The sequence below is a fragment of the Streptomyces sp. NPDC058650 genome, from assembly GCF_042717315.1.
Taxonomy (GTDB): Bacteria; Actinomycetota; Actinomycetes; order Streptomycetales; family Streptomycetaceae; genus Streptomyces.
Window position 1 is genome coordinate 61,945 of sequence record NZ_JBHXRL010000028.1, and the last position, 15,399, is coordinate 77,343.

General features: G+C 72.9%; 12 protein-coding genes and 2 pseudogenes. 2 read left to right on the plus strand and 12 right to left on the minus strand.

Annotated features, from left to right (window positions below; all coding sequences use genetic code 11):
• Positions 1-90: 90 nt before the first annotated feature.
• From ACFWWU_RS33940 to ACFWWU_RS33980, 9 genes and pseudogenes are all read right to left on the minus strand, one after another.
• The gene (locus tag ACFWWU_RS33940; RefSeq protein WP_384151884.1) at positions 91-894 is read right to left on the minus strand and encodes an ATP-binding cassette domain-containing protein; all 804 of its coding nucleotides are present in this window, start codon (positions 892-894) and stop codon (positions 91-93) included.
• Positions 891-1,916: an ABC transporter ATP-binding protein gene (locus ACFWWU_RS33945; RefSeq protein WP_384151887.1), complete on the minus strand. Its 1,026-nt coding sequence runs from the start codon at positions 1,914-1,916 to the stop codon at positions 891-893. The genes ACFWWU_RS33940 and ACFWWU_RS33945 overlap by 4 nt, the downstream gene beginning before the upstream one ends.
• Positions 1,913-3,643, minus strand: coding sequence for an ABC transporter permease subunit (locus ACFWWU_RS33950; RefSeq protein WP_384151890.1), 1,731 nt, complete (start codon positions 3,641-3,643; stop codon positions 1,913-1,915). Before ACFWWU_RS33950 ends, ACFWWU_RS33945 begins: the two co-directional genes overlap by 4 nt.
• A 10-nt stretch (positions 3,644-3,653) precedes the next feature.
• Positions 3,654-5,105 (minus strand): ABC transporter substrate-binding protein, encoded by a 1,452-nt coding sequence (locus tag ACFWWU_RS33955; RefSeq protein ID WP_384152028.1) that lies wholly within the window; start codon positions 5,103-5,105, stop codon positions 3,654-3,656.
• 204 nt (positions 5,106-5,309) lie between these two features.
• Positions 5,310-5,981 carry an HAD family hydrolase gene (locus tag ACFWWU_RS33960; protein ID WP_384151893.1) on the minus strand — a complete coding sequence of 224 codons (672 nt, stop codon included), beginning with the start codon at positions 5,979-5,981 and terminating at the stop codon, positions 5,310-5,312.
• Positions 5,982-6,192: 211 nt separating this feature from the next.
• Positions 6,193-6,387: pseudogene (locus tag ACFWWU_RS33965) on the minus strand (LLM class flavin-dependent oxidoreductase); the annotation flags it as partial.
• Positions 6,388-6,849: 462 nt separating this feature from the next.
• Positions 6,850-7,311, minus strand: a pseudogene (locus ACFWWU_RS33970) (SRPBCC family protein); the annotation flags it as partial.
• Positions 7,312-7,440: 129 nt separating this feature from the next.
• The gene (locus ACFWWU_RS33975) at positions 7,441-7,893 is read right to left on the minus strand and encodes a hypothetical protein (RefSeq protein ID WP_384151896.1); all 453 of its coding nucleotides are present in this window, start codon (positions 7,891-7,893) and stop codon (positions 7,441-7,443) included.
• Positions 7,894-7,951: 58 nt separating this feature from the next.
• Complete coding sequence (locus ACFWWU_RS33980) at positions 7,952-8,359, minus strand: STAS domain-containing protein (RefSeq protein ID WP_384151899.1); 408 nt, start codon at positions 8,357-8,359, stop codon at positions 7,952-7,954.
• A 352-nt stretch (positions 8,360-8,711) separates the two neighbouring features.
• Between ACFWWU_RS33980 and ACFWWU_RS33985 the strand changes: the two genes are divergently transcribed.
• On the plus strand, positions 8,712-8,867 hold the full coding sequence (locus ACFWWU_RS33985) for a hydrophobic protein (RefSeq protein WP_073815304.1): 156 nt from the start codon (positions 8,712-8,714) through the stop codon (positions 8,865-8,867).
• Positions 8,868-9,082: 215 nt separating this feature from the next.
• A complete protein-coding gene (locus tag ACFWWU_RS33990; RefSeq protein WP_384151903.1) occupies positions 9,083-11,341 on the plus strand; it encodes a SpoIIE family protein phosphatase in 2,259 nt (752 codons plus the stop codon).
• Between the two features lie 26 nt (positions 11,342-11,367).
• On the opposite strand, the gene ACFWWU_RS33995 is transcribed toward ACFWWU_RS33990, so the two are convergent.
• The 3 genes from ACFWWU_RS33995 to ACFWWU_RS34005 all read right to left on the minus strand — a co-directional run bounded on the left by ACFWWU_RS33995 (position 11,368) and on the right by ACFWWU_RS34005 (position 15,332).
• Positions 11,368-14,340 carry a HAMP domain-containing protein gene (locus ACFWWU_RS33995; protein WP_384151906.1) on the minus strand — a complete coding sequence of 991 codons (2,973 nt, stop codon included), beginning with the start codon at positions 14,338-14,340 and terminating at the stop codon, positions 11,368-11,370.
• A 106-nt stretch (positions 14,341-14,446) separates the two neighbouring features.
• Complete coding sequence (locus ACFWWU_RS34000) at positions 14,447-14,875, minus strand: ATP-binding protein (protein WP_384151909.1); 429 nt, start codon at positions 14,873-14,875, stop codon at positions 14,447-14,449.
• Positions 14,876-14,897: 22 nt separating this feature from the next.
• Complete coding sequence (locus tag ACFWWU_RS34005; protein ID WP_384151912.1) at positions 14,898-15,332, minus strand: STAS domain-containing protein; 435 nt, start codon at positions 15,330-15,332, stop codon at positions 14,898-14,900.
• Positions 15,333-15,399: the final 67 nt, after the last annotated feature.

Sequence of the window (15,399 nt, forward strand, 5' to 3'; positions counted from 1 at the left end):
GGACGGAAGCCGCATGTGACGGAGGAAGCGGCAGGTCAGGGACGTATGTGGTGGGACACCCTCGTGGAGATTGGGGTGCGGCGGGCCGGATCATCGGGTGGCTCCTGCGGTACGAGGTCGGGGGAACGCCGACGCGAGCAGCTCCCGGGTAGGCGCTTGGACCTCGCCCTGCCCGTACAGGGCTGCGGCCGGAAGGGTCTCCACGATCCGGCCGCCGTTCATCACCGCCACTCGGTGGGCGACGTGCCGGACGACGGCCAGGTCGTGGCAGATGAACAGATAGGACAGGCCCAGCCGTTCCTGGAGGTCGGTCAGCAGGTTCAGCACGCCCGCCCGCACCGACGGGTCGAGTGCCGAGACCGGCTCGTCCAGCATGAGCAGCCGCGGCCCGCTCGCCAACGCTCGCGCGATGCCGACGCGTTGGCACTGGCCGCCGGACAGCTCGTGCGGCAGGCGGTCGCCGAGCCGGGGATCGAGCCCGACGGTCTCCAGGAGCTCGGTCACCCGGTCCGGTCCGGCCACCGGGTCCCACCGGCCCTGGACCCGCAGTGGCTCGGCCACCGAGTCGCCGATCCGCAGGCGCGGGCTGAGCGAACCGTAGGGGTCCTGGAACACCGGCTGGAACGACGGCCGAAGAGGCCGCAGCCCGGCCTCGTCGAGCGCGGTCAACTCGCGGTCGTCGAACCACACCTCACCGCCGTCCGGCCGTCGCAGCATCAGCGCGGCCGCGGCCGTGCTGGACTTCCCGGACCCGGAGGCGCCGATCAGCGCCAGCGTCTCGCCCCTGGCCACGTCGAAGGAGACCCGGTCGACGGCGGTCACGGGCGCCGAGCGCCGGGTGCGGCCCGGGTAGCGGACCGTGAGGTCGCGGACGCTCAGCAGTACGGCGGTCATGCGGCTTCCCTTCCCGTGAACAGCTCCTGCGGCATGACCGGCAGGTCCCGCCACCGGTGGCAGGACACCAGGTGTCCGGTGTCGCCGGTCACCGCCTCGGGTTCGGGCGCGAGCGTTCGGCACACCGCGGCGGCCCACGGGCAGCGCGGGGCGAACGCGCAGCCCGTCAGTCCGGCGAGCTCGTCCGGCCCCGGCGGGGCGCCGGCGATCGACGGCAGCCGTCGATCGCCGGTCGGAGTGTCCGGCGGCAGGGACGCGAGCAGGCCCGCCGTGTAAGGGGCCCGTGGCCGGGGGAGTACCTCCTCGACCGGGCCGGACTCCACGGCCCGCCCGGCGTACATGACGACGATCCGATCGGCGTGCCCGGCGACCACCCCCACGTCGTGCGTCACCAGCAGCATGGCCGCGCCGCTCGCCTCCCGTAGTGAGGCGAGCAGGTCGAGGACCTGCTCCTGGAGGGCGGGATCGAGGGCGGTGGTGGGCTCGTCGGCGACGATCAGCTCGGGCTCGTTGATCATCGCCATCGCGATGACGGCACGCTGGCGCATGCCTCCGGAGAACTCGTGCGGGTACGCCCGCGCCCACCGGGCCGCATCCGCGATTCCCACCGAGTCGAGCGACGCCACCGCGGCGGCGCGCGCCTGTCGCCGCCCGAGCCGGCGCACCGAGCGTACGGATGCGGCCAGTTGGTCGCCGACGGTGTGTACGGGGCTGAGGGCGCTCAGCGCGTCCTGCGGTACGAGCGCGAGGCGCCGGCCCCACAGTCCGGCGTACACCGCGCGCGGTGCGCCGATCAGTTCGCGGTCCCGCAGGCGCACGCTGCCGGTGATCCGTGCCGTGCGCGGCGCCATGCCGAGGACGGCCCGGGCGGTCAGCGACTTGCCCGCCCCGGTCTCGCCGACCAGAGCGAGGACTGTGCCCTCGTGGAGGTCGAACGAGACCCCGCGGACCGGGGTCAGACGTTCGTCCGGGAGCTCGATGCGCAGATCACGGACGCGGAGCAGAGGGGGACGGCCGGTCATGTTCTCTTCCGGTTCGGTCTGGTGGCGGTCACGGACGACAGCGACACGGCGAAGCCGGCCAGGAGGGCCAGCGCGAGCGCCGGGGCGAGCGCGGCCCAGGGCGCCCGCTCCACGTACGCCCGTGACTCGTCGAGCAGCAGCCCCCACTCGGGGGCGGGTGGCTGCGCGCCGAGTCCGAGGAAGCCGAGCGAGGCGAGGGCGAGCGCCATGCCGGGCAGCCGCAGCACCGCGTGCCGGGCGACCGGCCCGGCCACGGCCGGCAGGACGTGCCGGGTCAGCACCCAGCGCGGAGTGGCGCCGATCGCCCGCTGCGCGGTGAGGAATCCGGCCGCCCTCGTCTCCTGTACCAGCGCGGCGGCGTGCGAGGCCAGCGGCGGCCAGGAGATGAGCGCGACGGCGACGCTGGCGCCGACGGTGCCGGGGCCGACGGCCGCGGCGACGAGGATGCCGACGATGACCGGCGGCAGCGCGTTGGCGACGTCCGCGATCCCGGCGGACAGGGCCGGCAGGAAGCCGATCGCCACCGCGACGGCATAGCTGACCAGGCAGACGGCGAGCGCCACGCCGACGGTCGCGGCGGCGCCGTGGCCGAGCCGCGCGAGCACGTCCCGCCCGAGCCCGTCGGTGCCCAGTGGGTGTCCCCAGGAGGGGCTGGAGAGCCGGGCCGTGACCTCGACGGTGTACGGGTCGCGCAGCAGCCCCCACACGGTGACGGTGAGCAGGATCCCCGCGAGCACCACCGGCACGGCCCGCCAGGCCCGGCCCGCCGGGCGCCGCGGGGCGGCCGGCAGCGCGAGTGCGGCGGCCCGCAGACCGGGGCCGAGCAGCCGCACGCGTACGAGGTGCGCCAGGACACCGGCCGCGAGGCCGAGCACCAGCAGTGCGAGCAGGGCGCCCTGGAGCAGCGGCAGGTCCTGGGCCTTGGCGGCGCCGAGCGCGGTGCGGCCGATGCCCGGGATCGCGAAGACGCTCTCCACCGCGACCGCACCGCCGGTGAGGCCGACCGCGACCAGTGCGAACTGGGGCGCGATCGCGGGCATGGCCCGGCGCAGCGCGGCCAGGGCGATCCGGGGCGCCGAGACGCCCGAAGCCCGCCACAGGCCGGTCCAGCGCTCCGCGTACGCGCCGGGCAGCGCGTCGCCGGCCAGCCGGCCGAGCAGCCCGCCGGCCGGCACGCCCATGGCGAGCGCGGGCAGCACCATCGACCCCGGCCCCTGCCAGCCGGAGGTCGGCAGCCAGTTCAGCCGGACACCGACCGCGATCAGCAGCAGGGTCGCCAGCAGGAACTCCGGGACGGAGGCGAGCATCGCCGCCGTCGCGCCCGGGGAGCCCGAGGGCTGCGAGGTGCCGCGGGCTCCCCGTACCACCGGCCCCGTACACAGCGCGACCGCGACCAGCAGCGCGACGACCAGCGACGCGCCCATCAGGCCGAGGGACACCGCGAGCCCGGACAGCACCGAGGGCAGGACGTCGGCCCCCGATACCCAGGACTGACCGAAGTCGCCGTGCGCCAGCCCGCCGGCCCACCGGCCGAGGAGGGCCAAGGGCCCGGAGCCGAGCCCCAGGTCGTCGCGGATCGCCGCCAACGCCTCGGCGGTCGCCTCCTGTTCGGCGGACCGCGCGCGCAGCACGCTCAGGGCCGCGTCCCGGCCGGAGAGCCACGGCAGGAGCCCGATGAGCGCGAGGACGGCGGCGAGTCCTCCCGCGCGGGCGAGTGTCGCCCTCACCGCGGTGTCCTCACTTCACGTACGTGTCGGGCGTGACCAGCAGGCGCTCCCGCGGGTCCTTGGCCGAGCCGACGACCCGGGGCGAGTCGCCCTGGATCACCCGCTCGTGCAGCATCGGTACGGCCGCGTCCGTGTTGAGCACCGCGGTCTCGGCGGCGAGGATCGCGGCGCGGCGGGCCGGACCGGAGGGCGTCGCGGCGGCCTTCCGCAGCGCCTTGTCGACGGCGGGGTCGGCCAGTTGGGCGAGGTTGAAGGAGCCGTCGCTCGCGAAGTCGCTGTAGAGGTAGGCGGCGGGGTCGCCGGAGTCGAGGACGGTGGCCCGGGAGAGGACGAACGCGTCGAACGCGCCCGCGAGGGCGTCGGATTCGATGGCCGCGTACTCGCGGATCTCCAGCTTCACCGTGAACCCGGCCTTCTGGAGCTGCTGTTGGAGCGCGGCGGCGACCTCGGGCAGCTCGGCGCGGTCGGTGAAGGTGCCGATGGTGACGGTCCTGCCGTTCGGCTTGCCGGGCGTCGCGGGGGAGGTCCGGCCGACGCGGTGCTCCGCCCAGGGGATGGCGGGTCCCAGCAGCCCCTCCGCGACGTCCGCACGGCCCTCGTACACGCCCTTCACCAGGGACTCGGCGTCGACGGCGGCGCGGGCGGCGGCCCGCAGCGCGGGGTCGGTGAAGACGCCGCGCTCGGTGTTGAGATAGAGGGTGTTGGTGCGCGGCATCGGCACCTCGGCGATCTGCCCCTCGTCGAGGAGCGCCGCCTGCGAGACCGGCACGGACTCGACGATGTCGGCCTCGCCACTGCGCAGTGCGGCGGCGCGCGCGGTGCCGTCCGGGACGAACCGCACGTCGATGCCCGGCGCCTTGGGGCGACCGCCCCAGTAGCGGTCGTTGCGGTCGAGTGTGGCGGAGCTGGTCCCGTCGACCCGCGTGAGGACGAACGCGCCGGTGCCCGCCCCGACCGGGTTCACCGTCTTCCCCTGGTACGCCTTGGCGGCCAGGACGGCAAGCTGCGGCGACGAGAGGCGCTGGGGCACGAGCGGGTCCTCGACGGCGGTGGTGACCGTGACCTTGCCTCCGTCGGCGGTGACGGTGAGCTCGACTCCGTCGAGGATGCGCGGCTTGGGCGCGGCCCGGGCGGCCCTGGTGAGCGAGCGGACCACGTCCGCGGCGGTGAGCGGGGTGCCGTCGTGGAAGGTGACGTTCTCACGGAGCGTGAAGGTCCAGGCCTTGGCGCCGGCCCGTCGCCACGAGGTGGCGAGCGCCGGGCGCGGGTCCCCGTTGGCGTCGAGCGTGACCAGGGTCTCGGCGGTGCTCCAGCGCGACAGCTTGAAGGCGTCGTCGCTCAAGGGGGACAGCCCGGAGCGCGGCGGCTGCATCATCACCACCCGCAGGCGCGGGGACGCGCCCGTGGATTCCTCGGCGGCGGGCGCGAAACAGCCCGTGAGCAGCAAGGTGGAGGCGGCCATCAGGGAGAGGCCGGGCAGGGGTTTGGGTATGCGCACTGAACTTCCAGGTCCGTCGAACGGGCTGCCTATGTACGCACCAGACAGTAGCTGATGATAATCATGTTCAAGTACCGGCATCGTGTTCCCCACGTCGCCGGCGTCGAACGAGACCTGCTCGCGCGCTGCCTCGCGCACTGTCCCGCCGCTCGGTGTGGGCGGGGCGGCTCAGGCGTCCGGGACGGTGCCGAACGGGCTGGTGCCCAGCTGTGCGAGGAGGTCGGCCGGATCGTCGTAGACGGCGACGGCGCCCGCCTCGGTCAGATCGGTACGGGGAAGGCCGCCGCACAGCAGCCCGACGCCCGTGACGCCCGCACGGCGCGCGGCCGTCATGTCCCAGACCGTGTCGCCGACGAACACGGCCCGGTCGGGGGCCACGTCCACGAGGGAGAGCGCGTGCTCGATCGGATCGGGGGCGGGCTTGCCCGCTTCGACGTCGTCGGCGGTGGCGGTTGCGGCGATCGCGTCGTCCGCGTCGACGGCCTGGCGCAGGGCGGTCAGTTCCCGGTCGGTGGCCGAGGTCACCAGGACGACCTTCCAGCCGTCGCCCGCGAGGGTACGCAGCAGCTCAGCGGCTCTGTCGAAGGCCCGCAGCCGCTCGAAGAAGGTTCCGTACAAGGTGTCGTGGGCGGTGCTGAGCCGATCGTCGTTCGACCGCTCCCGGTCCTGGCCGAGCAGGTGCTCCAGGAGCCGATCCCCCGGCAGACCGATCGCGCGGTGCACGGCGTGGGCCGTCACCTGGTGCCCGCCCTGGCGCAGGGCTTCCCACCAGGCGAGGACGTGAAGGTGGTTGGAGTCGACAAGGGTTCCGTCGACGTCGAAGAGCGCGGCGCGGTCCACGGCGGTCTCCCTACAGGTCACGGAGGAGTGGCAGAAGGGTCGTCTCCGCCCGGCGGAGGCAGGGCATCTGCTGGGAGCCGCCGACCTGGACGAGGTCGAGGTCGGTGAACCCGGCCTCGGAGTAGGGGCGTGCCGCCTCGGGAACGGCGTCGACATCGTCCCCGCGGGGGATGCTCCTCGCCACGTCCTCCTTGCGGGTGTGCGCGGAAGCCTGGGAGGTGGCCTGCGCGGCCGCTCCGAGGACGCTCCACGCGTACGGAGCGTGTCCCGGCGACTCCAGCCAGCGGAGGGAATGGTCGGAGATCACGGAAAAGTCGAAGCCGGCGTGTTCCGCCGCGACCACGCGCCCGACCAGCTCACGCGGGCCCGACTGTTCGGTCGTCATCGTGTGCCCGATGCGCATCATGCCTCGCGACTTGCCGCGAACGGCGGGCTCGAAACGGGCAGATCGGCAATCGAGGCGACGGGCGAGGGGGCCGAGGCGGTGGGCGGCGCGGTGGCCCGTGACAGGGGCCCGTCGCGGTCGGTCCCCGGCAACCTCCCCGTGGTGGTGGCCACGGGTGGGCGGGCGTGGACGGGGTCCGCCCGCCCCCTCGCTACCGGGGGCGGGCGGGCTTCCTGGGGCGGTGCCGGAGAGGCGGGCCGGACACTCACGTGCCGGCCGGGGCTTCGCGACAGGGGCGACCAGTCGGTCGGAACCGGGTGGTCAGCGCCGGCCCGGGTCATGGGGGCCGGGCGGCATCGGCCACGGCTCCTGTGCTCCCGAGGGCGTGCCCGTCGGGCCGGGAGTGCCCATCGGACCGGGAGCCTCCCGGATCGGCGCGTCGGTCGGCGTCGGTGCGGCGGCCGGGGTCGTCGGCGTGTCTGCGGCGTCCGACGGACGGATACGGCCGCGCCAGGCACCGGTCTCGTGACCGTGCTCCTCGATGAAGCCCTTGAACCGCTTGAGATCGCCCTTGACCCGCCGGTCCAGGACTCCGAGCGCGTCGGCGGCCTTCTCGGCCATGCCCTCGGGCTCCATGTCCATGGCCAGACTCACGCGCGTGTGGCCCTCGTCGAGCCGCTGGAAGGTGACCACGCCCTTCTGCTGGACGTCGCCGCCGACGGTACGCCACGAGATCCGCTCGTCGGCCAGCTGGTCGACGATCTCCGTGTCGAACTCGCGCCGGACACCCGCGACCTTGGTCTGCCAGTGGCAGTGCCGGTCATCGATCTGTGTGACGTCCTCGACGCCCTCCATGAACTTCGGGAACTCCTCGAACTGCGTCCACTGGTTGTAGGCGTTCCGCAGGGGAACGTCCACGTCGATCGTTTCCTTCACCATGCTCATGGTGATGCCTCCTGCCTGTGTAGCGGACAAATCGGGGTCACTCCGCGCGTACCCGGCGACGCCGAGCCCAATCGGGGTCTCCTGATCCGCCCGTCCTCCGGTTCCCGGCTGACGTCTCCCGTCTCCGGCCTATGCCGCGTCGTCCTCGGCCGCCTCGATCGCTCCGTCGGGCATCCGGTGGACGATCGTGAAGCGGTGCTTCACCTGGGCGTGTTCGCGCCCTGCCGCGTCACTCATGCGCCCCGTCACCTCGTAGGTACCGCAGTGGGCGCGCCCCAGGGGCAGCCGTTCCGGCGGCAGCCGGAGCTCGTAGGGGCCTCCGGTGCGGAAGCTGCCGAGAGCGGTCCGTCGCGCGACGGGATCCTCACCTTCCCTGGTCCTGACGGTCTCGAAGACCAGCCCGTCGGTGTCCGCCGCCAGCCGGAAGGTGAGCGCGATGCTGACCACCGTGCCCTCCGCCAGTTCGTACGGGGCGTCGGCACCCGGACCGTCAAGCGGCACCGTGAACGTCCCCAGCTCGTCGGAGACGAGAGACAGCTCCATCAGTTCGAGGATCCGCGCGGCGGGCGGCATGGGGATCATCTCCGGGAGTGGGTGCAAGGCGCCTGCCCGGTTCGGCCGCTGACAACCATGGCCGGCGTCAGGCGAGTCCGACGCGGGCACGGTCCGGGACGACGGTGAACAGGCGAAGGGCGCCCGTCAGCAGGAACAGGTGTCGCAACTGGCGAGGCATCGGTCCGATCAGGAGCACGTCGTGGTGGGAGAAGTGCGCGGAGAGCAGTTCGTGGAGGAAGAACGAGTCCCCGAAGGAGACCCGCGCGAGGTCGAGCACGGTGTGGGCCGCTCCTTCGTGCCGTGCGTCGGTGAGGGCCTCATGCAGACAGGACACGGTGCTGACGTCGAATTCGCCGGTCAGAGCCAGGAGGGCCGTGCCGGACTTGGGTGGGGGTTCCCGGACGACGAGGGCCCTGCCGTTCCGCGCGCGGTAGGTCCGGTGTTCCGTCGAGGGACCCGGCGTCGCGGGGGCGGGGCGTCGGTTCCTGGTCATGAGGGGGGCCTTCCACCGGTGCGTCGCCGGTGGACGACGCGGGTCAGGATCGCGCGGAGACCGCGCCGACGAGATCGCCGGCCTGGGCGCCACCTCTACCTGTCCTGGGGATCGCGGTGGAGGCTTCTCACGGGCGCGTGCCCGCTTCTCGGTCCCGTAACCGTCGAAGGAGCGATCCCCTGCCCACCCCTCTCAGCAGACCCCTGCTCACCCCTCTCAGCAGGGGCGTAGGGCCGTAGGCCCCCCGACACCCGGCGCGCATGATCCCGTGGAGAAGGGGCAACCGCGGTAGGACCGGAGGTCACGCGCAGCGGATGGCCCGGCGGGCCCCGGACACATCGGAGGTGGCGTCATGGTTCCCCTGCTCCTCGTCCTGTTGGTGATTCTGATCCTCTTCGGCGCGGGTTTCGCGCTCGAGGTGCTCTGGTACATCGCCATCGCCGTGCTCGTGTTGTGGCTGCTGGGTTTCCTGATGCGGAGCGGCGGCGGTCGCTGGTACCGGTGGTGACCCCCGGCCCGCCCATGAGCCGCGCCACGGACGACATCCGTGGCGCGGCTCATAGGGGAGCCGGAGCTCAGTGGCATCCGAACCGGCATCCGAACCGGGCTCGCGAGTAGAATGCGGAGCGGACACGAGCGCGTGCCCGGACGTCCACCTGTGGTGGAACGGAGGTCGTCGTGACGGGTTCCGCGACGCCTGCTGGGCCACCGTACGGCGCCCTGGTGGATCCCGGATTCGCCGCTCTGCTCGCCGAGAACCGGTGGTTGCGCGACCGGCTCGCGCACCGCCGTCTGCTCGATCTCGCCGCCGGCGTGCTCGCCGCCCAGATGCGGCTGCCCACCTCCGACGCGGCCGAGCACCTGACCGCTCTCGCACACGCCACCGGTCTGTCGGTCGGGGACATCGCGGCGGACGTCGTGAACGCCCTCGCCGGAGGCGACGGGCCCGCTGCCGCCGTCCCCACGGAGAACGGCGGCACCGCCGCCCAGCACCTTGCCGAGGCCCGCCGCGCCCGTCGTGTCGCCGTGGAGGCGGCGGCCGCGTCCACCGGGTCCGAGGCGGCGCGCACGCTGGTGCGGGACGGGCTCTCCCCGTACGGTGCGGACAGCCTCTGGCTCTGGCAGCGGGTCGACCACGGCTGTCTGCGTCTCGCCGGGTACGCGGGGGTGGGCGCCGCCGAAGCAGCGGCATGGCAGTGGATCCCTCCGGCGGCTCCGGACCCGTTCCGGTCCGTCCTCGCGGACAGCGAACCCGTCTGGTTCGAGAAGGGGCCCGTCCGCGGAGAGATCCTGCCAGGGCCTTCGGCAACCGCGGCACGCGCTCTGCTGCCGCTGCTCCGCCGCGGCAAGCCGGTCGGCCTGGCCCTGGTCGGCTGGCCGCGCCCGACGGCCCTCGACGGAACGCTGCGGCGGGCCCTCTCAGGGCTCCTGGAAGTGGCCGGCACGGTGCTGGACACCAACGACTCGGCGCGGCCGGCCGTACCCGTACTCGTGGACGTCCTCGACTCCCTCGCCCATCCGGCGATGCTGCTCCACGTCCACGGCACGACCAGGGCGCCGACCGTGGACCATCTGAACGGCGAGGCGGCCGCCGTGCTGGGGAGAGTGCTCCGCGAGAACGACGCCCCGCTCGTCCGGCTCTTCCCGCTGGTCCACACGGAACTCGCCCGGATGGCGCGGCTGGCCGTCGGCACCAAGCGCGCCCAGCGGGCCGCGCGGCTCCCGACGCCCGCCCGGCCTGGGGAGCACGCGCCGCTGCTCGACGTACGGGCGCTGCCGGTCGGCGAGGAGCGCGCCGTCGTCATGTGGCACACCGTGACGGATCCCGGCCTCGCCGCGGCCCGCGCGACGGCTCGGCTGCAGAGCGTGGCCACCTTCCAGGACAGCCTGACCGGCGGCGAGACCTCCTGGTCCGAGCAGGCCTACGCGGTGTTCGGCCTGGACCGGGACCAACCGCCGGTGCCGCTCCTGGGCATGCGGGCGCGGGTGCACCGGGACGACGGGGAAGCCCTCACCGGCCTGCTGCGGACGCTGACCGAACACCAGACGGGCGCGCAGACCGTCCTGAGGGTCGTCCTTCCCGGCGGGACCGTACGTCACGTACGCGTGGCGGCCGAGCCGCTGATCACCGAAGGAACGGTCACCGGGATCGCCGGGGTCTACCAGGACGTGTCGGACAGCCGCCGTGCCGAGGCCGCGTTGACGGCGACCCTCGACCACCTCACCGCGCTGCACCAGCAGGCGGAGACGCGCCATCAGCTGGCGCTCCAGCTCCAGCGGGCGATCGTGCCCGAAGTCCCCGCGTCCATGGAGCTGCCCGGCGACCTGACGGTGGCCGTCCGGTACCGGCCGGCCACCGAGGAGTTCCGGGTCGGCGGCGACTGGTACGACGTGCTGGCGCTGCCGAGCGGCAAGATCCTGGTCGCGGTCGGTGACATCGCGGGGCACGGGATCGACTCCGTCACCGGGATGGTGGCGCTCCGCAACGCCCAACGCGCGCTCGCCTTCACCGGTGACTCGCCCCGGCGGCTGATGGGGTGGCTCAACGAAGTGACCCTGCGGACCGGGGGCGGCACGACGGCGACGGCGGTGTGTGCCCTGTACGACCCCGAGGACCGCGGCCTGCTCTGGTCGAGCGCCGGACACCTGCCCTTGATGCTGGTGCGGGACGGCCGGGCACGGCTGCTCGACCCGCCGAAGGACGTGCTGCTCGGCGCGGTGCCCTCGTTCCCCTATCGGGAGCAACGGATCGGCTTGCGCCCCGGCGACACGCTGCTGCTGTACACCGACGGGCTGATCGAGCGCCGCCACGACGGGATCGACGAGGGCCTCGCACGGCTCGCCGCGGAGGCGGCGCGGCTCGCGCCGCGCGGGCCCGCCCGGCTGGTGGACGAACTGCTCAGCACGGCGACCGGGGACACCGACGACGACACGAGCCTCGTCGCCGTGCGGGTGGGGGGCGGTCCGCCGGCCCCGCGGTGAACCTTCGCGTTTCGTCGGGGGAGCGGTCAGCCCTTGAGCCAGAAGCGGATCTTGGCGGTCAGTTCGTCTTCGTCGACGGGCTTGGACACGTAGTCGTCAGCGCCGGCTTCCAGGGCGTCGGCCCGGTCGTTCGGCATGGCCTTCGCGGTGACCGCGATGACGGGGAGTCGCGCGCGCTCCCGTAGCTTCCTGATCGCCTTGATGGCGGTGTAGCCGTCCATTCCGGCCATCATGACGTCCATCAGGACGAGTCGGACCTCGGCGTGCGCGGCGAGCACGTCGAGACCGGCACGACCGCCGTCGGCCGTCAGCACGGACAGACCGTGTCCTTCGAGGACTTCGGCGAGGGCGAAGACGTTACGGGAGTCGTCGTCGATGACCAGCACGGTCGCGCCTTCCGTTCCCTCCCCGGCGCCGGCCTCGGCCTCGTCGGACCGGACGGTGGGAGAGGCGGAGCCGGCGGCCTGCGGCGTACCGCCGTCGGAGGTCGTTCCCGGTGCCGCGTCGTGCGTCGACCCGGGTACGGGCAGGTAGAAGGTGAAGCTGCTGCCGTGGTCGGGAGTGCTCTCCGCCTTGATGGTGCCGCCGAGGAGCCCGGCCACCTCCCGGCTGATGGACAGCCCCAGGCCGGTGCCGCCATGACGTCGGGCGGCGGTGCCGTCGCCCTGCTGGAACGCCTCGAAGACGAGTCTCAGCTGCTCGTCGGGGATGCCGACGCCGGTGTCGGTCACCCGGAAGGCGAGTACGAGCCGGCTGTCGCGCAGGCCGGCCGGCGTCTCGTCGGTGGTCGCCCGTTCGACGGTGAGCGCCACCCGGCCCTCGTCGGTGAACTTCAGGGCGTTGGAGAGCAGGTTGCGCAGGATCTGGCGCAGCCGTGCCTCGTCGCTGTTCAGTTCGTCGGGTACGTCGTCCGCCAGTGTGACGGTGAACTCCAACCGCCGCTCGTCGGCCACCGGTCCGAACGTGGCCTCCAGGTACTCCGTGAGTACGCGGAGGCGGAACGGTTCGCGCCTGATGTCCATCTTGCCCGCCTCGACCTTCGACAGGTCGAGGACGTCGTTGATCAGCTGGAGCAGGTCGGAGCCGGCGGAGTGGATGACCTCGGCGTAGTCGATCTGCTTCTCCGTCAGATTCCCCTGGGTGTTCTGGGCGAGCAGTCTGGCCAGGATGAGCAGGCTGTTGAGCGGGGTGCGCAGCTCGTGGCTCATGTTGGCGAGGAACTCGGACTTGTACATGGAGTTACGGGACAGCTGCTGGGCCCGGGCCTCCAACTCCTGACGTGCCTGCTCGATGACGAGGTTCTTCGACTCGATGTCCTTGTTCCGCTCGGCCAGGAGAGCCGCCTTGTCCTCCAACTCCGCGTTGGAGCGCTGGAGTTCCTGCTGGCGCGTCTGCAATTCCTTCGACCGGGAGCGCAGCTCGTCCGCGAGCTGACGGTACTGTCCGAGGAGTTCGTCGGTGCGGAGATTGGCGACCAGGGAGCTGAGGACCGCTCCGGCGCTGTCCACGAACCGGTCGAGGAACTCCCGTCGCAGGCTGGTGAAACGGCGGAGCGAGGCGAACTCGACGGCCCCGAGCACCTGTTCCTCGACGACGATCGGCAGGACGATCAGCGTGCTCGGCTCTCCGGAGCCCGATCCGGAGACGACGGTGGCGTATCCGGCGGGCACGTGGTCGACGACGAGGGCGCGCCGGTCGCGTGCGGCCTGCCCGACCAGTGACTGGCCGAGGTGGAAGCGGCGCGGCGCGGTGTCCGGGGCGTCGGGGGACCCGTAGGCGGCGGTCATGACGAGTTCGACGCCGTGTTCCCCGTCCTCGGCGAGGAAGAAGGCGCCGTACTGGGCGGCGACCAGCGGCGGTACCTCGGACATGATCAGTTCGGCGATCTCGGGCAGGCTCCGGGTGCCCTGGAGGAGGCCGGTGATCCTGGCGAGGTTGGTCTGGAGCCAGTGCTGCTCCTCGTTGGCCCGGATCGTGGCGCGCAAGGACCCGACCATCGCGTTGATGTTGTCGCGGAGTTCCCCGACCTCGCCGGGTGCGTCGGCCGTGATCGAACGGGTGAGGTCTCCCTCGGCGACGGCGCTGGTGACCTCGGCGATGGCACGGACCTGGCGGGTCAGGTTCCCAGCCAGTTCGTTGACGTTCTCCGTGAGCCGCTTCCACGTGCCGGAGACACCCTCGACCTCCGCCTGCCCGCCGAGTTTGCCCTCCGTGCCCACCTCCCGGGCGACCCGGGTCACCTCGGCGGCGAACGACGACAGCTGGTCCACCATGGTGTTGATGGTGGTCTTGAGCTCCAGGATCTCGCCGCGGGCCGACACGTCGATCCGGCTCGTCAGGTCGCCCTGGGCGACGGCCGTGGTCACCTGGGCGATGTTGCGCACCTGGTTGGTGAGGTTGTCGGCCATGGAGTTGACGTTGTCGGTGAGGTCCTTCCAGGTGCCGGAGACGCCGTGGACGGTGGCCTGGCCGCCGAGTTTGCCCTCGGTGCCCACCTCCCGGGCCACCCGGGTGACCTCCTCGGCGAAGGAGGAGAGCCGGTCCACCATGGTGTTGATGGTCTCCTTCAGCTCCAGGATCTCGCCGCGCGCGTCCACCCGGATCTTCCGGGTGAGGTCGCCAGAGGCGACGGCCGTGGCCACCTGGGCGATGGACCGCACCTGGGAGGTGAGGTTGTCGGCCATCGTGTTGACGCCGGAGGTCAGTTCCCGCCACACCCCGCGTGCCCCGGGCTCGCGGATCCGGCCGCCCAGCAGCCCCTGCCCGCCGACCTCGCCGGCCACGCGGGTGACCTCGGACGTGACGAGCGAGAGCCGGCCCACCATGTCGTTGTAGACCGAGGCGATCTCGGCGAGGATGCCGCCCCCGGTGTCGGGCAGCCGGACGGAGAGGTCGCCGTCCCGTACGGCGGTGAGTCCCGCGAGCAGCTGCCGCAGGCCGTCCTGGCCCAGCTCCGCGTGAGCGGGCACCGGGTCGGAGGGTGGTCTGCGCTCTGCCATGAAGGACCTCGCACACGGCGACGATCGTGGTGCGGGCCCGGGTGCGGGGTACACCGTGGAGGTCCCATGCCACCTTTCCACTGTAGGGCGATCACGGACTCCGGGCTCAGCGCGGTAGCACCGTCACCTCGAACCAGACCGCCTTGCCCCCGCCCCGTGGGGCCCAGCCCCACGCCGCCGAGAGCCGTTCCACCAGATAGAGCCCGTGCCCTGAAGCGCGGCCCGCACGGTGCGGCCCGTGAGGCCGGGGCGGTGCCGGGCTCGTGTCGCTGACCTGTACCCACAGGCGGCCGTCGGTGCGGGCGAGCCGCAGTTCGCTCGGGGCGCCGCCGTGGGTGAAGGCGTTGGTGGCGACCTCGGAGACCAGCAGCAGGGCGTCTTCGACGGCCACCCGCCCAGGTCTGCCCGCCGCTCCGAACCACTCGGTCAGGGCCCGCTGCGTGAGGTCACGGCACTCCCGCGCCGCCCCCGCGCCCTCCGCCAGCTCGTAGCGGCGGGTGCGGGTGGTCGCACGTTGCGCGTTCCAGGCGGTCATGCTCGGCCGGTACCCGGCCCCGTCACGCCGAACCACGGGTTGCCGAGTCTTTGTCCGCCGGGGCGCCCGATCCCTCCGCGCCGTCGCTCGGCGGGTCCTCCCCTCGCCGGTCGGCGAGCGCGGCGCCGGGGTCCTCGTACACCTGGAAGAGCTTCAGCGCACCGGTGATCTCGAACATGCGGTCCACCGGAGGGCGCAGTCCCGAGAGCTCCACGCGTCCTCCTCCGGCCGCCATCCGCAGCCGTGCTCGCAGGAGTACGTTCAGTCCCGTCGAGTCGCAGAACCGCAGTCCTGAGCAGTCGACGACGAGCCGAGCGACCGCGTGATGCTCCTTGAGCGCGTTCCGCAGGGGACCCACCGTTTCGTGGTCGAGCTCACCGCTCAGCAGGAGGACGACCGTGTCCGGACGCCCCCCAGGCCGGGTCTCCACGAGGAAACGGGAGCTTCCGGCTTCCATGGGGTTCACCTACCTCATCGCGCCTGCCCCTTGTTCCGCTGCTGCCCCGGCCGCCGCCCACCCATGC